Source organism: Fictibacillus phosphorivorans, assembly GCF_007673525.1.
Taxonomy (GTDB): Bacteria; Bacillota; Bacilli; order Bacillales; family Fictibacillaceae; genus Fictibacillus; species Fictibacillus phosphorivorans_C.
The window spans coordinates 3181643-3203667 of record NZ_VDZU01000001.1 but is presented as its reverse complement, the minus strand read 5'-3'; the positions used below and the strand labels follow the sequence as shown (position 1 = coordinate 3203667).

General features: G+C 40.1%; 19 protein-coding genes and 1 riboswitch. Of the genes, 16 read left to right on the top strand and 3 right to left on the bottom strand.

Annotated features, from left to right (window positions below; genetic code table 11):
- Positions 1–52 precede the first annotated feature (52 nt).
- From corA to FS458_RS16055, 5 genes are all read left to right on the top strand, one after another.
- Positions 53–1006 (top strand): magnesium/cobalt transporter CorA, encoded by a 954-nt coding sequence (corA, locus tag FS458_RS16075; RefSeq protein WP_144702487.1) that lies wholly within the window; start codon positions 53–55, stop codon positions 1004–1006.
- 64 nt (positions 1007–1070) lie between these two features.
- Positions 1071–1502: a general stress protein gene (locus FS458_RS16070; protein ID WP_144702484.1), complete on the top strand. Its 432-nt coding sequence runs from the start codon at positions 1071–1073 to the stop codon at positions 1500–1502.
- Positions 1503–1608: 106 nt separating this feature from the next.
- The gene (locus FS458_RS16065; RefSeq protein WP_144702481.1) at positions 1609–2130 is read left to right on the top strand and encodes a hypothetical protein; all 522 of its coding nucleotides are present in this window, start codon (positions 1609–1611) and stop codon (positions 2128–2130) included.
- A gap of 86 nt (positions 2131–2216) precedes the next feature.
- The gene (locus tag FS458_RS16060; protein WP_144702478.1) at positions 2217–2441 is read left to right on the top strand and encodes a hypothetical protein; all 225 of its coding nucleotides are present in this window, start codon (positions 2217–2219) and stop codon (positions 2439–2441) included.
- Positions 2442–2530: 89 nt separating this feature from the next.
- A complete protein-coding gene (locus FS458_RS16055) occupies positions 2531–3178 on the top strand; it encodes a nitroreductase family protein (protein ID WP_144702475.1) in 648 nt (215 codons plus the stop codon).
- Here the strand turns inward: FS458_RS16055 and FS458_RS20815 are convergent.
- Positions 3162–3311 carry a hypothetical protein gene (locus FS458_RS20815; RefSeq protein ID WP_186320585.1) on the bottom strand — a complete coding sequence of 50 codons (150 nt, stop codon included), beginning with the start codon at positions 3309–3311 and terminating at the stop codon, positions 3162–3164. The genes FS458_RS16055 and FS458_RS20815 overlap by 17 nt on opposite strands.
- 131 nt (positions 3312–3442) lie before the next feature.
- On the opposite strand from FS458_RS20815, the gene FS458_RS16050 reads away from it, so the two are divergent.
- The 8 genes from FS458_RS16050 to FS458_RS16015 all read left to right on the top strand — a co-directional run bounded on the left by FS458_RS16050 (position 3443) and on the right by FS458_RS16015 (position 13556).
- Positions 3443–4552, top strand: a complete 1110-nt coding sequence (locus FS458_RS16050) for a hypothetical protein (protein ID WP_144702472.1) — start codon at positions 3443–3445, stop codon at positions 4550–4552.
- Positions 4553–4728: 176 nt separating this feature from the next.
- A riboswitch (SAM riboswitch) is annotated at positions 4729–4847 on the top strand.
- Positions 4848–5032: 185 nt separating this feature from the next.
- On the top strand, positions 5033–6823 hold the full coding sequence (locus FS458_RS16045; protein WP_144702469.1) for a PLP-dependent aspartate aminotransferase family protein: 1791 nt from the start codon (positions 5033–5035) through the stop codon (positions 6821–6823).
- A gap of 104 nt (positions 6824–6927) precedes the next feature.
- Complete coding sequence (locus tag FS458_RS16040; RefSeq protein WP_144702466.1) at positions 6928–7917, top strand: aliphatic sulfonate ABC transporter substrate-binding protein; 990 nt, start codon at positions 6928–6930, stop codon at positions 7915–7917.
- Between the two features lie 22 nt (positions 7918–7939).
- The gene (locus tag FS458_RS16035) at positions 7940–8785 is read left to right on the top strand and encodes an ABC transporter permease (RefSeq protein ID WP_144702463.1); all 846 of its coding nucleotides are present in this window, start codon (positions 7940–7942) and stop codon (positions 8783–8785) included.
- A gap of 15 nt (positions 8786–8800) precedes the next feature.
- Positions 8801–9532 (top strand): ABC transporter ATP-binding protein, encoded by a 732-nt coding sequence (locus tag FS458_RS16030; RefSeq protein ID WP_144702460.1) that lies wholly within the window; start codon positions 8801–8803, stop codon positions 9530–9532.
- Positions 9529–11220, top strand: coding sequence for an acetate--CoA ligase (gene acsA, locus FS458_RS16025; protein ID WP_144702458.1), 1692 nt, complete (start codon positions 9529–9531; stop codon positions 11218–11220). Before FS458_RS16030 ends, acsA begins: the two co-directional genes overlap by 4 nt.
- Positions 11198–12295 carry a homoserine O-acetyltransferase MetX gene (gene metX, locus FS458_RS16020; RefSeq protein WP_260858706.1) on the top strand — a complete coding sequence of 366 codons (1098 nt, stop codon included), beginning with the start codon at positions 11198–11200 and terminating at the stop codon, positions 12293–12295. The genes acsA and metX overlap by 23 nt, the downstream gene beginning before the upstream one ends.
- Complete coding sequence (locus tag FS458_RS16015; RefSeq protein WP_144702455.1) at positions 12282–13556, top strand: homoserine dehydrogenase; 1275 nt, start codon at positions 12282–12284, stop codon at positions 13554–13556. The genes metX and FS458_RS16015 overlap by 14 nt, the downstream gene beginning before the upstream one ends.
- Before the next feature lie 246 nt (positions 13557–13802).
- Here FS458_RS16015 and FS458_RS16010 read toward each other — a convergent pair whose 3' ends face one another.
- Positions 13803–17909: a phosphodiester glycosidase family protein gene (locus FS458_RS16010; protein WP_144702452.1), complete on the bottom strand. Its 4107-nt coding sequence runs from the start codon at positions 17907–17909 to the stop codon at positions 13803–13805.
- Positions 17910–18233: 324 nt separating this feature from the next.
- Positions 18234–18350, bottom strand: coding sequence for a YjcZ family sporulation protein (locus tag FS458_RS16005; protein ID WP_082861289.1), 117 nt, complete (start codon positions 18348–18350; stop codon positions 18234–18236).
- Positions 18351–18554: 204 nt separating this feature from the next.
- Between FS458_RS16005 and FS458_RS16000 the strand changes: the two genes are divergently transcribed.
- From FS458_RS16000 to FS458_RS15990, 3 genes are all read left to right on the top strand, one after another.
- Positions 18555–19100 (top strand): 2'-5' RNA ligase family protein, encoded by a 546-nt coding sequence (locus FS458_RS16000; protein WP_144702449.1) that lies wholly within the window; start codon positions 18555–18557, stop codon positions 19098–19100.
- Between the two features lie 73 nt (positions 19101–19173).
- Positions 19174–19635, top strand: coding sequence for a large conductance mechanosensitive channel protein MscL (gene mscL, locus FS458_RS15995; protein ID WP_144702446.1), 462 nt, complete (start codon positions 19174–19176; stop codon positions 19633–19635).
- A gap of 97 nt (positions 19636–19732) precedes the next feature.
- A complete protein-coding gene (locus FS458_RS15990; RefSeq protein WP_144702443.1) occupies positions 19733–22024 on the top strand; it encodes an ATP-dependent DNA helicase in 2292 nt (763 codons plus the stop codon).
- Position 22025: the final 1 nt, after the last annotated feature.

Sequence of the window (22025 nt, the reverse complement as noted above, 5' to 3'; positions counted from 1 at the left end):
AAAAAAGTTAAAGAAATTAGGGAAATGATAATAAGTGAAAGAAGGTGTAATCATGGTCCGTACAATCGCTATCATCGATCATAAAGTAATCATCAATCCACCGTTTCGGCAAATCAATGAAATGAAGCCTGATTGGTTCTGGGTTGACTTTGACTGTCCGACATCTGGTGAAACCAATTTATTGCGTACTTTTTTTGACTTCCATCCTCTTGCTGTTGAGGACTGTGTGAATGCCTTGCAACGTCCAAAGGTTGAATTTTATGAAGATCACCTGTTTTATGTGGTTCACGCTTTAGACAAAAACACACTTGAAGCAACTGAGGTTGATATCTTCACAACAAAAAACTGTGTGGTTACGTATCATAAAACAAACGTTCCAGAGATTGATTTTGTATGGAAGTATTTAAGTGGGCTCGAGACGATTCCGCCTGAACTAGGTAAAAATGAACTTCTTCATAAGATGATGGATAAACTGGTAGATATGTATTTTCCCATTATGCATGAATTAGAAGAACGGGTAATTTCCATCGAAAGCAACGAAGATGATGAAGCACCCAAAATCATTAACCAGATCTTTGATATTAGAGGAGATCTCTTAACATTAAGAAAAACTGTCGTACCTATGCGCGAGCTTCTGTATCGGATGCTCGAATCAAAACGAGTGGGTTTAGATGCGGATGAAAGGTCCTATTTTCATGATATATATGATCATCTCCTGAGGTTAACCGATATGATGACTTCAGCGAGAGAGATGACATCTGATATTCGTGATAATTACATCTCTCTTAACTCTTACCGTATGAACAATATCATGAAAACATTAACTGTAATTACAACGATATTCATGCCGTTAACCTTTATTGCGGGCCTTTATGGGATGAACTTTGTAAACATGCCTGAGCTTCAAACTAAGAATGGTTACTTCTATGTACTTGGTTTTATGGTCTTTTTAGGAGCTGTTATGTCCATTTGGTTCAAGAAAAAAGGTTGGTTTGAACAAGATTGAGTACCGTTTAAAAAATGCTTAACAGGGGAACCTACTTGTAAAGAAGCGTTTGGAGGGAAACCAAATGAAAAAAGATATCATAGGTACATATACGAAAGAAGAAGAAGCGGTTGGCGCAATCAAGGCATTGGTCGAAAAAGGATATCATCCATCTGATATTTCGATCGTTGCGAAAGATGATGAGATGGTTGATCATGTGGCAGACGAGACACATGTAAACGAAAGAAAGATTACAGAAGATGATGCAGACAGTGCGACATATGGCACGATCGCAGGTTTTCTAACAGGTATCGGCGGAGGGATTGCTGTTCCTGGCCTCGGAGTACCAGGGGTCGGACCACTTTTAGCAGCTGGACCGTTTGCTGCAATGTTTGATCACGATGAGACGGATATGAAAGAAATTCTTCAAAACATGGACGTTTCGGAAAGTGATGCAGAGAGATACATGCAGGATTTACAAGATGGCAAGATCTTAGTGATGGTTGAACGAAAATAAAGGTAGATTTTGAAGGCACCTCTTAAAAGGTGTCTTTTCACTTTTTTGAAACTTTTTCCATTGTTTATTCGTATTATTGTATATAAGATACGTGGGGTGTTTAAACATGGAACTTTTCTTAAATGTGTTTTTTGGAATCTTAATCGTATTAGGAATCATTGCAGCCGTTTACTACCTTTTGAAAAATGTGAAAGACAAAAAAAGAGCAGTTCCTGTCTATGGACTTTCTTATAGTGGAGAATATACACAAAAGAATTTTTGGACACATGAGATTATGATCGTGGTCATTATCACACAAGGTTTTGGTTTGTTGAAACTCTCAATGCCCGTTAATGTATTAATGATTTGTTTACTTGTGTTTCTAACACTGCTTTATTTTACTCAAATATGGCGCGGAGCGATCGGCAAGAGGGGCGTTGTATCGGCAACGAAATTTTATGATTGGAATCAGATTGATTCAGTGGATTGGATAACGGGGCTTCAAGCTGAAAACCCGGGGTATCCGAGCTGGGGATTAGTTCGGTTTCATACAGGTGAAAGATATGTAGAATTTGTTATCAAGAAAAAAGCTGAAGAGGAAGTGCGTTCTTTCGTTGAAGAACGGATGAATCTTGCAAAAGCCAATTAGTTAGCTAAATTTGTTTTTAAAGAATAAAGGTATTCTATCTTTTCCTAAGAATAAGTTAAATGTAAAAGGGAAAAGGTGGTTTTTCCATGAAGCCATATGTTAAGGCTGGACTCATTACTGCTGGGATAATCGTTCTGATCAGTACTTATCTGCTAGGAATGTACGTAGAGAAGTTAAATGTTCAAAGGGAGTCACTTAATATGGATCCCATCCATATTGTAAGTGTATTATTAGGAGCTTCACTCATCCTAATCGGATTAAGAATTAAAACGAAAAAAGATATAGAATCAACAGAGAACAGTGCAAAATAAGCACTGTTCTTTTACGTATTTTGTAGAGAGTTCCAATCTTTTGTATAATACATTTAGAATATCCAATACATGTGCTAGAGGAGACAATCATGAAATACGAAGATTTTAAAGAAATCGTGCACGGCAGAAGAAGTGTTCGAAAGTTTACGGATCAAGCGGTTGCTGAAGAAGACATTTATGAAATCATGGATTGCGCCCGTTACGCCCCGAGTGACACGAATTCACAAACGTGGGAATTTATTGTGATTCGAAACAAAGATAAAGTAAAGAAAATTGAAGAGATGACGTGGGATGCTATTCATAAATTGGCTGCAAGAGCTGAAGAGAACGGCAAAACGAAGGAAGCAAAATTGCTGACGCGCTCTTTCGGTCCGTATGCGACGGCGTTCTCTGGGGCACCTGTGTTGATTATCTGTTTAGCCACTCCTTACGAGTCTAAGTTTCGTGAAAAAATCTTTGATCCGATCGAACTTGCTAAAGAATCGGTTTGGGAAGAGGAAGGAATCAAGAGCAGCTGCTTAGCGATTCAAAACTTGATGCTTGCAGCCCATGCGCGTGGACTTGGTACTTGTCCGATGACTGGCCCAGTATTGCTTGCGCAAGATGCGATTCGCGACTTTTTAGAAATTCCGTCTAAGAAACAGATCAACATGGTAATTTCACTGGGGCATCCACAAGATCAACCGAAAAAACTCGCAAGAAAAGCAGTAGAAGAAATCGTCACATATGTAGATTGATTGATGGTAATCGGCACTTTGTAAGTTCTTGAAGAGCTCGTCCAGCGTCTGTTAGGCTCGTTGGACGAGCGCCATACGAAAAATACGAGCGCCATACGAAAATACACGGCCACACCGCTTTTACATTCCTCATGTACGCCTCTTCTTATCCCTCCATAAGGCTTCAGACCTACAAGAAAACCTAAGAAAAAAGGATTTTTTTCGACAGACACCGAATATATGTTTCATGTAACGTATTTTCAATTTTAGAAAGAGGAACTTCTTATGAAAGAGACATTTGACTTGATTGATTATGCACTGCAAAAAAGTGGGTTAGAAGAACTTAAAGATCCGACTCAAGTTCAATATTTAGGTGAAGGAGCGTGGCATCTTGCTTATCTTGTTCAGCTGCGTTCTGGAGATGCTGTGGTCGTTCGTTTTCCGAAAGGAGAGGCCTACGGGAAGAACGTTGAGTTTGATGAAGAAGCCATTCACTCAGAATATGCAGGGACTAGGGCATATTATGAGCTAGCTAACCAAGTTAAACCAGGAATCTGCCCTGCTTTTTTCAACTATCATGTAGAAAAAGACAGAACATTTACCGTTGAATCTTATGCGGGAAAGGCGATCAAGCTTGATCAACTAACGGCTGTAGAAGCGTTTCATATCGGAGCAGAACTTGGTGAGTTCTTTCGCAAGATGAATGCTGCACATCATGGCTTAAAAGGGTTCGGTTATCTCTCATGGAACGGAAAACATATTGAAGGGAATTTTCAGTCAGATGTTTCTGAATCTATGAAAGAAGAAAACAAGGAATACATAGATGATTTTCAAAAATTTATTCATACATATGATGGTGCCGTGTCTCCATCAGCTCTGATTGACCTTCAAAACTGTATGGAAGATAGAGAGATCGAGAATCATACGATTGTACTTACGAACCAAGATACATCTCCAGAGAACGTATTGCTTTATTCAGATGGTACTGTCTGTTTGATCGATCCTTTACCGATCCTATATAGTGGTGATTCACTGGCGGGGAATTTTCTTAATAATTACCGTACCTTGTTCCCAACATTTTTTAATGCACCGCGTTATGCACGGCACGAATTTGATCGGTATGAAGATCAATTGAAAAGAATGGCAGACGGATTTTTAGAAGGTTATTCTAATGGAGATCTAGCAGTAAAGCGTCGAGTTAAACAAGAGGAGTTTATCCAACTTACTGATCTAACTGTAACGCATTGGCAGCTGCTTCAGAATGATGAATTAACGTCTGAACAGAAAATCCGATTCGGAGAGAAAGAGGCAATTGCCAATCGAATAACGGTACTTGTAAAAAAAATCGAAGAGTTTCAGTGGTTTGATGAAAAAAGTGGAACAAAGTTAGCATAACCGGCATAGCATGGGCATAATCTTAATTCAAAGCTGACAGTTGAACACTCATTCTTTTGTATAACTTTTATGACTTTTCAAAAAACGGTTGACTTTCTAAAACATCATACTCTATAATCCTATTCAAGAACAAAACAAACATCAGCACGTTAATGTGTTAAACATAATTTGAATATCTCTTATCCAGAGAGGCGGAGGGACTAGGCCCGATGAAGCCCGGCAACCAACAAACCACATTTTGGTTTGGAAAGGTGCCAATTCCTACAGATCTATTTTTTGATCTGAAAGATAAGAGGAGGACCAAAACCCTCTTCTTAGGAAGGGGGTTTTTCTTTTTCCCCCTTATCATACTTCAATCACAAACATCACTTAGTCACTTATTTCATTTTAAAAATTGAATATAGCAAAAGGGAAGAGCATTAATCTTTATCCCTAGTTTTCCTATAGATTTTATTTGAATAATAAGAAGGAGCGAATACAATGACAAAATCTTTTGACGGATACGATATTGAAACATTGCTATTACATGGGGGGCAAGCGCCTGACCCAACGACAGGATCACGAGCAGTACCTGTCTACCAGACTACTTCCTACGTTTTTTCTGATACAGATCATGCGCAAAGCCTTTTCGCACTCGACGAGCCAGGAAATATCTACAGCCGAATCGGAAATCCAACTGTTGATGTTTTTGAGAAAAGAGTTGCACTTCTAGAAGATGGTGTTGCAGCTGTCGCTACTTCTTCCGGTATGTCAGCGATTGCTCTTGCTATCTTAAACGTCGCACATGCAGGCGATGAAATTATTGCAGCTACGAATCTATATGGAGGAACTTATAACCTGTTTTCTACTACTCTTCCAAAATACGGAATCAACGTAAAGTTTGTAGATGCAGAAGACCCTGAGAACTTCAGAAAAGCGGTTACTCCAAACACGAAAGCATTTTTTGCTGAAACGATCGGTAACCCGAGTCTTAACGTATTAGATATTGAGGCAGTAGCAGAAATTGCGCATGAGAGCGGTGTACCTTTAATTATTGATAATACGTTTGCAACGCCATATGTAACCAAACCATTAAGCTATGGAGCAGACATCGTCATTCACTCAGCAACAAAATGGATAGGCGGACATGGAACAGCTATTGGCGGTGTTGTGGTAGACGGAGGACGCTTTAATTGGAACTCAGAGAAATATCCAGGATTCACTGAGCCAGATAACAGTTATAACGGATTAAGATACGCAAATGACTTTGGAACGTTAGCTTTTGCGACTAAATTACGCGTACAGCTTTTACGAGATTTCGGGGCATGTTTGAGTCCACACAATGCATTTCTTCTTTTACAAGGTTTAGAAACACTGCATCTACGAGTGGAAAAACATGCGAAGAACGCACAAGAAGTAGCGGAATACCTGGAAAAACATCCAGCAGTAGATTGGGTTTCATACCCTGGTCTTTCTTCGCACAGAAGTCATGAGCTTGCTAAAAAATATTTAAGCAATGGTTTTGGTTCGATCGTAAACTTTGGAATCAAGGGTGGGCGAGATGCAGGACGTAAGGTCATCAACAACATCTCCTTATGGTCACACGTTGCAAATGTTGGGGATGCAAAATCATTGATCATCCATCCTGCTTCTACTACTCATCAGCAGTTGAGTGGAGAAGAATTAATAGCAACAGGCGTAACAGAAGAGCTGATTCGGTTATCGATCGGACTTGAATCCGTAAAAGATCTTACGAATGATCTTGATCGTGCGATACAAACAGCAACAGGAATAGGATCGGATAAAACAGAGATCACGATTAACGATGAGGGTGTTATTCGTTGGGCATTGCAATCATCACTGTATCGAGCAATCGAGAACGGTCAAGAAATTCAACGTCCTAAGACGCTGGCAATCGTAGGACTCAGTTCTAACCCTGCTAGACCAAGCCATAGATTAGCTAGAAAAATGCAGCGCCTTGGCTATAAAATTGTTCCGGTTAATCCAAGAGAGACAGAAGTGCTAGATGAAAAAGCATATCCAGATTTAAAATCCATTCCGTTTCCGATCGATGTGGTTCAAGTATTTAGAAGTCCAGAAGCGGCGATCGAGCTCGCAAAAGAAGCGGCGATCACACAGCCAAAAGTGTTCTGGCTGCAAGAAGGCGTCATCTCGCCAGAAGCTGCAAGAATCGCGAAAGAAGCCGGAATTGATGTTGTTCATAACAGATGTACGTATAAAGAAGCACAACGACTAAGAGGAACCATTTCAACGTATGCGTGTGAACTTTAAAAATAGAAATTGGAAAGCGAGCATCCTGGAGCAAAAGTCAACGACTATCAAGAGTAACTCACAAAAATAGCCATACAAAAAGAGATAAACGTGGAGGGAAGTACATGTTGAAGATCTGGCAGAAAGCAGCACTGGCATTAAGCTTAGCTGGCGCTTTAGTGTTAGCAGGCTGTTCAAGCAGTGCAAAAGAGGGAGAAAAACCAGAGAAGATCCGACTAGATTATGCCTTTTATTCTCCAACAAGTCTAGCACTTAAAAAGTTTGGCTGGGCGGAAGAGGCGTTCAAAAAAGAAGGCATTGAAGTGGAATGGGTTCAAAGTCAAGGAAGTAACAAAGCGCTCGAGTTTTTGAATTCAGATAGCGTTGATTTTGGATCCACAGCTGGTGCGGCAGCTTTAATCGCAAAAGACAAAGGTGCTCCGATCGAGTCAGTCTATATCTATTCTCAGCCAGAATGGACAGCACTTGTTGCAGCAGATGGATCAACGATTAAAGATGTAAAAGATCTGAAAGGCAAAAAAGTAGCGGCAACATTTGGTACGGACCCGCACATCTTTTTACTACGAGCACTTGCAGATGCCGGCCTTTCTGCAAAAGACGTACAGATCGTAAATCTACAACATGCCGATGGAGCGAACGCACTTTTAAAAGGGCAAGTGGACGCTTGGGCTGGATTAGATCCACATATGGCTAGAACAGAAGTTGAATCCGGAGCGAAGTACATTTATCGCAATCCAGATTTTAATACGTATGGCACGTTAAACGTACGCTCTGAATTTGCGAAAAACCATCCAAAGCAAGTAGAACAAGTGGTTGAACTTTACGAAAAAGCTAGAAAATGGACGATTGAACATCCAGAGGAAGCAGCAAAACTTTTATCAGAAGAAGCGGGGATTAAAGAAGATGTCGCAAAAAAACAACTGCAACGAAACAACTTCGAGGAACCTGTTCCAGGATCACAGCATGAAAAAGCTATATCGGCTGCAGGCGAAGTACTCCAAAAAGAAGAGATTGTCAAAAAAGATACTAACATCAAAGATCTGGTAAAGAAATTGATCAACCCGAAGTACGCAGAAAAAGTGATCAACCAATAAGGAGAGAGAGGAGGAAGTGTCGATGATTTCTGAAACTCATAAGTGGAAAATAGCCCAGAGAGCTTCCCCTCAAAAGCTCTCAGCTTCTAAAGGCATATTCCAATTAGGAAGAGGAATCCTTATAGGCTCTATCTTGCCTATCATTTTATTAATAACGTGGGAAATCGCCGCTAGAACAGGACTTCTCGCCGCACATCTGTTGCCAGCACCAACCATTATTTTAGAAAAAATAATCAGTATGTATCAAGATGGTTCACTGTTCGGTCATATCTCTATTACCCTGACGCGGGTATTCTTAGGATTTGCAATTGGAACGGGAGCGGCGGTTGTAATCGGTGCAATCGTAGGTTATGCAAAAACAGCAGAAAGACTATTAGACCCATTGTTTCAAGCCATTCGATCTATCCCTTCTCTCGCGTGGGTACCGCTCTTTATCCTTTGGATGGGAATTGGAGAACCTTCCAAGATTTCATTAATCGCAGTAGGTGTATTTTTTCCTGTCTATTTAAATATTGTGGCAGGAATCCAAGGTGTGGATCGTAAGCTTATTGAGGTCGGAAGAATATATCAGCTCACACCTTACCAGCTAACAAAACGCATTATATTGCCAGCTGCATTACCTTCATTTATTACAGGTATGCGCAGCGGGTTAGGACTTGGGTGGATGTTCGTAGTAGCGGCAGAACTTATGGGAGCAAGTGAAGGACTAGGCTATCTGCTCGTGGTAGGTCAAAACACATACTCACCAGACACGGTAATTGCAAGCATTTTGCTATTTGCAGTCTTAGGAAAAATAACGGATGCCGTTTTGAAATGGGTCGAACATCGTTCACTAAAATGGCAAGACAGTATGACCAATCAAGGATAGAAGGAGGGGAAACAAATGCTGAAGGTAAATCGTTTAAAACGTACGTTTAATCATGGCACGGCCGGGTTTCAAGATATCAACCTTTCTGTAAAGGAAGGGGAGATAATTGGAGTTCTAGGAACGAGCGGCTGTGGGAAAAGCACATTGCTTCGCGTATTATCAGGGCTCGATCAACAGTATGAAGGTACGATTTCAATAGAAAATGGATCGAATAATCAGATCGGTATGATGTTTCAAGAACCTCGCCTTCTGCCTTGGTTGTCTGTAAAAAAGAACATTTCATTCGGACTGAAAAAAGAAGAGAGGAATACGGATAAATATAAAACGTATTTAGATCTAGTAGGTTTAACGGGTTTTGAGAACCATTACCCCAAAGATTTATCAGGTGGGATGGCACAGCGTACAGCAATAGCAAGAGCGCTTATTACGGAACCGGAAATTCTATTATTAGACGAACCGTTCAGTGCGTTAGATGCTTTTACTAAAATGCAGCTTCAAGATCTTCTTTTATCCATATGGCAAAAAAAGAAAACCACGATGATCTTAGTTACTCACGATATTGATGAAGCTCTTTATTTATGTGACCGAATCTTTATCTTAAAAGGTCAGCCAGGTGAAGTGTATAGCGAAGTTTCAATAGAAAAACAAAGACCGAGAACCCGTGGAGACGGTTACCTTTCTAAACAAAAAGCTCACATCTTACATCTATTAAACGTTGAAAAGAAAGCAGCAGGTGAACATCAATGACAAAACTAGCCACCATTCATCCAGTCGAAGGAACACATAATATTTCAGAAGATCAAAGAAATACAGAATTTTCTTGGGAAACTTTTACCGAAAGATTCAATAGACGAAGTGATGGTAAGACGAATATGGCCTATGAATGTGTAGATCGTCATGTTGAAGAAGGAAGAGGTGAAAAAACAGCTCTTCATTATATAGACGATTCACAAGAAATAAAAACGAATTATAGAGAACTAAAGGAAACAACAGATCAGTGGGCAGCGGTTTTAAAAAAGCATGGTGTAAAGAGCGGAGATTTTATTTTTGTTTTCTTGCCAAAACACCATCACTGTCATATCGCGATGTTAGCTGCCATAAAGCTTGGAGCTATTGTGGGTCCGTTATTTGAAGCATTCATGTCGGATGCAGTAAGAGACCGAATCAGTGACTGTGAAGGAACGTTCTTGATTACAAATGAAGAGTTGTATCAGCGTGTACCAAGAGAGGATCTCCCAAGTCTTCACACGGTCTTTCTAACAGATGGTGAAGGAGATAAAGGTGAAATCTCGCTTCAAAAAGAGTTGAAGAGTGTGGGAAGCACTGAGAGTCAGATTGAGTGGGTAGACCCTGAACATGGTCTGAACATCCACTACACTTCTGGTTCTACTGGAAAACCTAAAGGGATCATCCATGCTCATCGAGCGTTGGTGCAGCAATATCTTACAGGCAGATGGGTGTTGGATATTCAAGAAGATGATGTGTATTGGTGCACGGCTCATCCTGGATGGGTGACAGGAACGGTGTATGGCGTTTTTGCTCCATTATTAAACGGAGCTACCATTGTCATTCATGGTGGGCGATTTAAAGCAGAAACGTGGTACGAAACTCTGCAAAAAACAGGTGTAACAGTTTGGTATAGCGCTCCAACAGCCTTTCGCATGTTGATGGCAAAAGGGAATGAGCTTCCCGAACACTATGATCTCTCTAAGCTTCGCCACATATTAAGTGTAGGCGAGCCATTGAATCCAGAAGTGATCTATTGGGGACAGAACGTTCTCGGAAAAAGAATTCATGATACGTGGTGGATGACGGAAACTGGTGCACAGCTTATTGTGAACCTTCCAACAGATCCAATAAAGCCTGGATCGATGGGAAAAGCATTTCCTGGCATAACCGCAACCGTATTGGATGAAGACGGAAATGAACTGCCTCCTTATGCCGTAGGTCATTTAGCGATCAAGGCTCCATGGCCGGCGATCATGAGAGAAGTTTGGCAGAATCCTGAAAAATATGATTCGTATTTTAGTTGGGGCGAGTGGTACGTATCTGGTGATCTAGCTATTAAAGACGAAGATGATTATATCTTTTTCCAAGGACGTTCAGATGACATGATTAATTCTTCGGGAGAACGAATCGGACCTTTTGAAGTCGAAAGCAAACTGATCGAGCACAAAGCAGTTGCCGAAGCAGGAGTAATCGGCAAACCAGATCCCATACGTGGAGAAATCGTGAAAGCGTTCATCGTTCTAAAAGATGGATACAGCGAAAGTAAAGAGCTTTTGGATGAAATCCGAATCTTTGTTCGAGGACAATTAGCTGCACATGCCGCACCTCGTGAGATCGAAATCGTAGAAGAGCTTCCAAAGACAAAGATCAGCGGAAAAATATTGCGAAGAGAGCTGAAAGCCCGTGAGTTACAAAAACTTGCTTGATGCGTCAAGAAAGATAGGGAAGGTCAGAATCGGTGACTTTGCTCTAGAATCAGGAAAAGTAATTCCGAACGCCGAATTAGCTTTTGAGAAGACAGGTAACGCTAAAGGCCCTGTTGTCTTACTCTGCCACGCGTTAACTGGAAATCAGTATGCATACGGATCAGAAGAAGACCCAGGTTGGTGGCGTGGATTAGTTGGCCCTGATCAATATATAGACACAAACCAGTTTCAAGTCATTACATTTAATGTACTCGGAGGGTGCAGTGGTTCAACGGGTCCAGCAAGTAAGAATCCTGAAACCGGAGATAACTATGGAAAATCATTTCCTTTTGTAACGGTAAGAGATATGGTTCGCGCACAGCGACAGGCCCTTAGCATTTTAGGGATCCCGAGACTTCTTGCGGTCATGGGAGGATCACTCGGCGGTATGCAGGCACTTGAATGGGCTGTGCAGTTTCCGTATTTTTTAGAAAAAGTATTTATCTTTGCGGCAACTCCCTTCTTAAGTGATTATGGTGTGGCTTTTAATAGACTTGCCCTTCATGCGATCGAAAATGATCCTGTGTATAAGAGTGGTAACTATAGAGGCGAAAAGAGATTAGCAGGTTTGGAGATCGCACGTATGGCTGGGCTATTAACGTATCGTCAACCAAAACTATTTAATGAGAGATTCAATAGAGAGATCAAAGAAAAAGACGATGAAGGTAAGCCGTTCTTTCAAGTAGATTCCTATCTTACGTATCAAGGGGAGAAATTGACCAAACGATTTGATGTGGAGAGCTATGTATCTCTTCTATACGCGATGAACGCTTTTGATATCGGGGATAAACTCGGTGGCTGGGAGAGGGCAGCCTCACAAATACAAGCTGAAGTATATGCTTTTGGTTATGAAGGCGATCTTCTATATCCACCAGAAGTGATTGAGAATTTCATAAAACATACTAGATTCGGAACCTACTATTCGATTGAAACAGACTTCGGTCATGATGGATTCTTAGTGGAATTTGATAAATGGGGACCACATGTAAGAGAAGCATTGAGACAAGAAGGGAGGCTTCAATATGGCACCTATTAAAGCAGCGCTGCTAGGGTTTGGAACAGTTGGCCAAGGTGTATATGAAGCATTACAAACACATAGAGAACAGCTTCAAAATGTGCTCGGTAAAGAGGTAGTGATCGAAGGGATCTTAGTGAAGGATGGATCAAAAAAACGTGATGTGGATGAGCATGTTTTAATAACTACTGACTTTGATGAGATACTCAATATTGATGGATTAGAGGTTGTATTTGAAGCAATCGTAGGAGAAGAGCCAGGTTTTACTTACTTAAGCTGTGCTCTTGATAAAGGCTGTCATGTCATTACTGCAAATAAAGTCATGTTTGCAAAACACGGAAGATCATTGCTTGATAAAGCGGAAACGCTAGGTCGTTATGTTGGTTATGAAGCGACAACAGCAGGTGGAACACCAATCATTCGTAGCATCTCTCAGCTTCTTCAAGTAAATGAGATTCATGCAGTTGAAGCGATACTTAATGGCACATCCAACTATATTTTAACGAATATGAGGGAGAAAGGTCTTCCGTTTCATGACGTTTTAAAATCTGCTCAAGAATTGGGTTATGCAGAAGCTAACCCAGCAAGTGATATAGAAGGTCATGATGCATTTTATAAGTTAATGATTCTCAGCGAGTTGTCTTTTGGTGAGACGCCGAAATGGGAGGACGTAGAACGAAAAGGGATAACAGAAGTAACGGAAGAGCAAATCTCGGTATTTAAAGACTGGGGATATAAGGTGAAGCATTTGGCGCGGATCCGCCGTGACCGCGACCAATTCATTTCATCTGTAAAACCTGTTTTAGTTGATGCAAACCATCCATTATATGGGGTGGAAGACGTCCAAAATGCGATTATGGTCGATACGAGCCTCGCAGGTAAAGTTACGGTTCAAGGAGCAGGAGCAGGCAAACTTCCAACAGCAAGCGCAATGGTGGAAGACTTGACTTATGTGCTGCAGTCTCATTCTGTAGCAAGAAAGAAAAATTCAGCTTCTATTTCAGAAGAAGGAAGTAATGAAGATACAAATTCGACATTAGTTGGAGAATACGTTGTAATTGGCTCTTCTGTAGGATTTCATGGAGCAGATGAGGTAGAAATTTTAAAGCAAGAAGTAAAAGATGATCTCGTCTATTTGCTGATCGAGTGCCATGTGAGTACAGCCCTTTTGTTAGAAGAAAATCGTGACCTTGTTGTCTATGAAATAGCAGGAAAATTGAAGAAGGCAGAGGGGAGGGCTGAGCAAAAGGATTTGCTTCTAAAGAAAGTAATCAATCTATAGGATAAAAGAAAGTTTGGCTTCATTAAGTGGATTAGACGAACATTGCAGAGTGGCTCCTGCAATGTTTTTTTAGTGTGTGGGTTTTGTATTGGGTAGAGAATAATAGTGAACGATCATAAAAGTCTTTGAACGATCAAAAACCTCCGCGAACGAGCAAATAAACCAAATCATACACAAAAAATTAAAGAAGCTGGATGAAAGGTCAACGAAAGACTGCTTTCAACCAGCTTTTTTTATTCACTCCTATTACTCTTCATGATAATCCTCGTTTTTTATCGTAAATTCATCAATCAAGTCACCGTCTGAAGAAATAGTCTTAAATGTGATTTTGTCCCTGTTTACTTTTGCGCGCATGGATACAGCGATGTTGTCCATATTTACAAACTCAAATTTTTCATCTGCTACAGCGTCATAATGTTTGTTGCCTGTTGTTCCAGCTACAACATAAACGGTTCCATTTGCATCTTCATTTCCCGCTTTTAGTTTCTTTGTTCGGCCATAACTATGGTCGTGGCCAGAGAAAACAAGGTCGATACCAAGTTGGTCTGCTACAGGAGGTATCTTTTCTTTCATGATCTCGTTTCCTCCAAACGGGTTCGTGTAATAAGGAGGTTTGTGAGTAACAAGCATTTTCCAAGGTTTATCTGAAGCTTTCATATCTTGTTTCAACCACTTAAGCTGTCGGTTCAATATCTCAGCATCAGCTGTGTACCCAAGAACGGCAATGTGCATGTTGTTATAATCTACTGAATATGTTCCGCCTTTATCTACATGAGGTCCATTATTTGGTAGATTAAAGATGGATTTTGCTAAAGATGCATCAGCATCTCCCATGTATTCGTGATTTCCAAGAGCAGTGACTAAATCAGTAGAACGAATCTTGTCATAACTGCTCAAAACAGATAACGAGTCATCCCATTGATAATATTTAGAAGATTCATCGATTAAATCGCCAACGTGAATCATAAACGATAAATTTTCTTTGTTTAGATCTCCTAATATCTTATTAAAATGAGATAGATCAGAGGGTGATTGCGTATCGCCAAGGACTGCAAAATCAAAGCTCTCTTTTCGTTTTAAAGTTGTAAACTCCATGAACTGTGACCAGTGTTCACCATCTCCAACACGGTAAACATAAGTGGTATCTTGCTTTAACTTTTGCAGCTTCACCTCGTTTACGCGGACTATACCATTCTTAGTAATATCTAGTTCTCCAGAAAATACTTGATCACTTCCGCTTGCTTTTTGAGTTCTTAATGTAGAACTGCCTTTATGTTCAAAGTCTTTCTTTTTAGCATATTGCACAATTGCTGTTTGTTTTCCAGCAAGAGGACTGGACATCCAGGTGAAGCCTTTCACTTTATAAGGATTGTCCGTCGGAGTGGATATAATGTTTTTGAATTCTGATTCAGTCGCAAGCGCAGGGTATGTTTGTGTGTTGATCTTAAAGGAATATCTTCCATCTTTTACTGCATATAACGTAATCTTCTTCACTTCATCTGAAAATGAATCAACCATTATCTTTCCTTTACGATCTGTTTTACCTAAGGAGACAGGATCTTGCTCACCCTCAATATGAGCAAACAATTCAGCATCGACTACGGCATTATCTTTTTTATCATTTACAGAAAGCTTTGTTGGTTTGCCTATAAGGATTGGATCATTTGTTAAGCTGATTGCTGATTTAATGGGAATACTAACTGGCTTGATCGAATAAGTGGAAATAAAGTTCTCTGCTTTCGGCTGACTAAAAGTTAGATTTCCTTCTACCATTTCATATTTAAGTTCACTGCCTTCTTTTGAAGAAGCAGGAATATCTAACTGAATGGTTGCAGCATCTGCAGTTACGGATGTTTCTCCACTATTTATTAGGTTAAGCGTTAAAATTCCAGATGCTGTATCAAAACTTGAAGTGCTAGACTGAAAAGCTTCTGAAAATATTACATGTTTAACAGGAAAGTTTTTATCCATCTGTATTTGAAGAACAGCAGAAGAAATATCGGCCGTTTGTGTCATCTTCACATTGAGATTGAAGGTATCACCCAAATAGGCTTCTTCTTGTGACTGTTCTAGTTCAACTTTTGCTGATCCAGTATTTACTGAAAAATAGCTCGTATGAACTGCTTGATTTCCGAACTTGTCAGGAACGATCAACGTTACCTTATGTGTTCCATCCGTCCAACGATACCCACTTAACGAAACAGATCCGTCCATGTCATAAGAAAAGTGTCCTTTTGCATCTGCATAATTCTTACCATCTACAAGTATACGGATCTTCTCCCAATCAATACCTGTTTTAAAGACATCATCTTCATATTCGTGTACTTTTGCAGCAATAGTTATTTCATCTGTTGTAAAACTTTGGTCGTCAGTACTAACCGATTGAATAACAGGAGGGAAGAGGTCATCTACCTTTTCACCGTATACCGCTCGTATGTTATCAACATAGATGGATCCTTTTGTCATAGGACCAGTAATTCCAGATTTTGTAGACATCAAACGAATCGTTTGTGTTCCGGATAATTTGAAAGGACCTGTAAAGGATGATGGAATCTCCGCCTCAATGTATTTCCAACCCGTCCAATCAATTCCGGGATTTTCACCTGTTAGATTGATCGTTTGATTCTTACCGTTGCCGTCCACAATTAGCATTCTTAGCCAATATCCTTGCGATTCAGGTGTGCCATAAACCCACATACCTATGCTTGAAGGATTATCTTCAATCGGTGTATGTGCTCCAGGACCAGCATAAACACCGAGCGTTGTTCCTGTTTGCGCATTAGAAAAATCAAAATCAAGTTTAAGAGACTGGTTGTCAAAACGGACTTGGTCTGGGAATTCAGAAAGTGTTAGTGATCCTTTTTCTCCACGACCTGCGGTAGAGGTTTTCCAGCTACCCAATGACTCCTCAAAATTATAAAGTACTGTTGGAAGCTGTCCAACCGATACTTTTATCTGTGCTTCAAGAGACGTTCCATTTAACCGTGCCGTGATTGTTCCTTTTACGTTTTGATCTCCTGTATGAAGAATTCCATTTTCATCTATTGATCCCATACCATCTGGGATATCAAATGTGATATCTTGCATGCTCCATTTCACATTTCTTTTTTGAAACATGGTGATTAGGTTAATCTCTGCTTGGCTGTTCTTAGCCACTGTCAATTCAGGAGAAGCAAAATACATTTCATCGGGTGTTTCAATCTCTATGATGCTTTTACCAACTTCTGTACCATTATGTTTTAAAAGAATATGAAACTGACCGGCTTTTCCATTGGATGCAAATATTCCGTTATTATCAATAGTCCCATAAGAAGGATCAGATACTTCCCACGTTAAACCTGAGCTTGGGAGTGGAGCAGAAGCTTTAGACTTGTCCATTCCTTTTGCATGAAAATTTATGGTTGACCCCGAGGTGAAGGACTTGTCATACGGTTCAATGTGAGCGGTATGAAATACATGATCAGAAGGTTCTTTTGTAACGACGAGCCACGAGTTCGCAACACTTCTTTCATTTCTGTCTGACGGTTGATTGTCTACTTCTAATACATCCTCACCTAGCTTGCGAGTGGTATATGTAGAAGAACCACCTCCATCAAGATTAAGAGCATGAACGGCACCATGATCAATCATGATTTGAGCTAAATCTTTCATGGATATCCCTGTTGAATAAGGTTCTTGTCTACCGTCGATGACGACAAAGAAAACATCACCGTCTTCTTTAATACCAACTGCTGTTCGAGGCTCTTTATCCTGACCGGTTTGAGGAGTTTGATAGATTTGACTGTTTCTGACGAGGATCGCGTTACCGCCGAGAGCTTCTTGAAGATCTGTTTTAATGGACTCGTACTCTGAAGGATTTCCGATTACGGCACTACCATCTTTCTTTATTCCAAAAAAGTTCCATGTTCTCCCACTTGTTCCTTTTATAGCGCGCCCGTCTTTATAAACCACACCATGAGGCTCACCCGTTGCCATGTTATAAAAATCAGCATTAACGGCTGCAACTACTTGGTGGTTTTCTTCACTAGCTGCATCAGCTTGTGCTCTTACGGGCTGTAGACCAAATCCATCTTTATCATCTGGTGTTCCCGCCTCAATAGAAACATTTGGATTATGTACATCTATATCCACTACGAAACTTTCAATCTTCTTTCCTTCCTTATTCAGAAAGCTATAATGTTTCTTTTGTACACCAGGGGCGATATCTGCTCGATACTCATTAATAGGTGTTTGGATAATCTCAGAATCGAGATCAAATTCACCTAAAGCACTAATACTGTCCTGTGATAACGTACTACTCATCAAACTGAGGGCGAGAGCGGTGGGAAACAGCTTCTTTAAATAATTTTTCATCTTTTCCTCCTTTAAAGTTAAATTAAAGTTGTTAATAAGTTTTACATTAATGGAAAATTATTAATGTAATGTTAGTATTTTGTAATAAGTGTTTATAGTTATACTAGAAAACTAAAGTAGTAGTTACAATAGGGCGAAAGTTCTCTTGTAACCATACATATAAAGACCTGCACTCCAATAAGCGCAGGCCTTTTCTCTCTCTATTTTTCTCTCTCTAGGTTCTCTCTCTCTGTTTTCATACGAGGGGTTGTTAAAGCAAAAGGTTTTAACGCAATTGATCACATCTGATGGATCAGAACTATTTCCACTCAGGAAATGAACTGATTAGCACCAGCCGTGTCCGCCACCGTAACCACCGCACCAACAGCACCCAACGATGATTAACAAGATAAATAGAACTACGATTAAAGCGAAGCTATTTCCGTAAGACTGATATCCCATTTAACCCACCTCCTTCTTTACAATGACAGAATATTAGAGGTACAAGTTAAAGGTTTGGGCGGAATTAGCCCATTTTTTCGGGACAAGAGCGGAAGCCTTATTTTCAGGAGAAATACATTTACCAAAATGTGGTTTGTTGTATAATTACACTAAACGAACTAAGATTATCGACTATTGAACAAAACCATATTTGGAGCTGATAACATGTACGGTGTAATTGCTTATTTAAACAGTGATACAGAACAGAAGATAGACGATCTAAGGGATGGACTTGTGAAAGAGGGAATCAAAGGTCATGGTATGCGGCCTCATGTAACTCTTGGCACACATCCAGAGGTTGAAATTGAGTCTTTCAAGAAAATGTTTAAAGACTATTTTAAAGATATCGCTGCTGTGCCTCTTTTTTTTCCATCTCTAGCAATATTCTTAAACAGCGGAACATTATATGCAGCGCCGACTAAAAACAGCGTGCTGACAGATTTTCATCAGCGTTATCATGAACATTTTAAGGACGAAATAAACCAACAATCTCTATACATTCCGGCTCACTGGGTGCCTCATTGCACGCTTGTAATGGACCTAACACATGAACACTTAGTGAAGGCGTTTGATTATTCCACAAAGAATTTAGAGCCTTTTCATGCAACGATCGACAGTGTTGCGCTTATCCAACTGACGTATGAAGCAGATGTATGTACAGATGTAAAAGATATTCTAACTGTGAAACTGAAAAAAGATGATGTGAATTGATATCGGATGACGTTTGAAAGTAGATGCTGTATGGTTATACATATACTAGTCATACAGAAAGGAATTAGGGTACATGTGGAACGAATTTAAAACATTTATTATGCGTGGCAACGTGATCGATCTTGCCATCGGTGTGATTATCGGAGCTGCTTTCAGTAAAATCGTCACTTCACTCGTTGAAGATGTGATCATGCCTCCAATTGGATTATTACTTGGTAAAGTGGATTTCAGCAATCTTTACATAAATTTAGGAAAAGGCGACTATGCCACCTTAGCAGATGCTCAAAAGGCAGGAGCAGCGACACTTAATTATGGATTATTTATTAACACACTGATCAACTTTTTTATCATTGCGTTAGTCATATTCTTAGTAGTGAAGCAGATCAATCGTCTTAAAAAGAAAGAAGAAGTAAAGGCGCCTGATACAAAAGAATGCAAATATTGTTTATCTACGATTCCGTTGAGAGCCGTTAAATGTCAAAGCTGTACGGCAGATTTAAATGATGATGCTGTAGTGAGGCAGTCCTCTGAGTAAGAGGGCTGTCTTTTTGTATCATGATATATCTATTTCTGAAACGCGGTTGTGCTACAATTCCTACATAGAGAATCATGAGAAATAAGGTAGGTGAAACATGATGGATGCAGTTAAAATCTCTGTTCGGTCCCTAGTTGAATATGTCTACCGTTCGGGCAGTATCGATTCTGGCTTCAAGTCCACCTCATCCTTAGTAGAAGGAACGAAGGCTCATCAAACGATACAAAAAACGTATAAAGAGAGTGATTTTGCAGAAGTATTTCTCCAAACGAGCTACCCCTACGAAAATCTTGAATATTGGATAGAAGGTCGATGTGATGGTCTTCTTTTGCGTAATGACACCGTTATAATCGATGAAATCAAATCAACTGCGCGAAACTTGAGTGAGATAACAGACGAAACATATCCTGTCCATTGGGCTCAAGCGAAAGTCTATGCTTATATATACATGGAAAAAGAAGATATAGATAGAGTTAAGGTACAGCTTACATATGTTCATGTTGATTCTGGAGAGCAGAAGCAATTTCAAGAAGAAGTTACATTTACAGAGCTTGAGGATTTCATGCTTCAACTTATAAAGTCCTATTCACCATTCGCTGAGCTGCGTCTAGAAAATCAGCAAAAAAGGAATATCAGTATACGAGATCTAGCTTTTCCATTTCCTTCATACCGAAACGGCCAGCGTAACTTTGCTGGTGCTATCTATAAAACGATCCTGGATAAAAAGACGTTGTTTGCAAACGCACCGACTGGGACAGGAAAAACCATCTCCACTCTGTTTCCAGCCGTCAAAGCGATCGGCGAAGAAAAAGCAGAAAAGATTTTCTATTTAACAGCCAAAACACTGAATCGAAAGAACGCGGAAGAAGCACTCTTGTTGATGAAAGAGAAGGGCTTGTTTCTGCAAAGCACGACCATCACGGCTAAAGACAAAGTTTGTTTTAAAGAAGAGACTCGTTGTGAACCTTCTTACTGTGAGTTTGCTGATGGATATTTTGACAGGATCAATGGAGCTGTTCTTGATATTTTGAAAAATGAGACGGTGATGGATCGTGAAGTCATCTCGCAATACGCACAAAAGCACAAAGTTTGTCCGTTCGAGTTCTCTGTGGATCTTGCTTATGCATCAGACAGTGTAATCTGTGATTATAATTATGTCTTTGATCCGAGGGTCTCGTTCAAACGTTTATTTGAAGAGCAAAAGAAGCGTACGGTTCTTCTTATGGATGAAGCGCACAATCTTGTAGACAGAGCACGCGGCATGTATTCAGCTGAGATTATGAAATCTTCATTCTTACAACTTACACGTGATTTTAAGGGGAAGCATGATGGGCTTTGGAATACGGCAAAAGCCGTTAACGAGGAACTGCTCTTAATAAAAAAAGAACATGAAAATAAAGATGTTGCTGTCATTGAATTGCAGGAAAAACTACTTGAGAGTTTAGAAGCTTTCTTGATACAGGCAGAGCAGCTATTAGCCAGTGGGGATAGCAGCGAGCAACTATTAGAATCTTTTTTTGAAGCGCTGCAATGGGTCAAGATTTCACAATTTTACGATGAACGATTCGTTACGTTCATTTCTACGTATAAAAGCGAAGTCAAAGTTCGCCTTTTTTGTATGGATCCTTCTCAGCTTCTTTTTCAAACCGGAAAGAAATATGGCTCACGTATTTATTTTTCGGCAACACTATCACCGCTGTCGTATTTTCGAGAAATGTTTGGAGGTGAGGAAGATGACTATATCATCCGGATGCCTTCTCCTTATGAAAAAGAACAGCTGGATGTGTTTGTTCAGCCTCTGTCTACGCGCTTTAGAGACCGGGAGAAAACAATAGATCCGATTGTTAGTATGATCAAAGATTTGGTCGTAAACAGACCGGGCAACTACCTTGTTTTCTTTCCATCGTATCGTTATATGACAGATATATATGAACGAATGGTAGAAGAAGATCAAGCCTTTACCCTTATTCTTCAGCATCCTGCTATGAAAGAAGAAGAGCGAGAGACCTTTTTAGCTCATTATGAATCTGTAGGTGAGAAATCGCTTATCGGGCTAGCTGTCATGGGCGGCATCTTCTCGGAAGGAATTGATTTAAAAGGAGATAAGCTTACAGGTGCTGTCATCATCGGTGTTGGTTTGCCTCAAGTAGGGTTAGAGCGCGATACGATGAAGGATTATTTTCAGCGAGCAGGAAAGAATGGTTACGACTTCGCGTACGTGTATCCTGGAATGAATAAAGTACTGCAGGCAGGTGGGCGGGTTATCCGGTCAGAAGAAGATCGAGGCACGCTTGTTTTAGTAGATGATCGTTTTCTAACAAGAAAGTATGTAGAGATGCTGCCAGAAGAGTGGCGGGATTTTGTGGTGCTGAATCGCTCGTTTAAGTAAG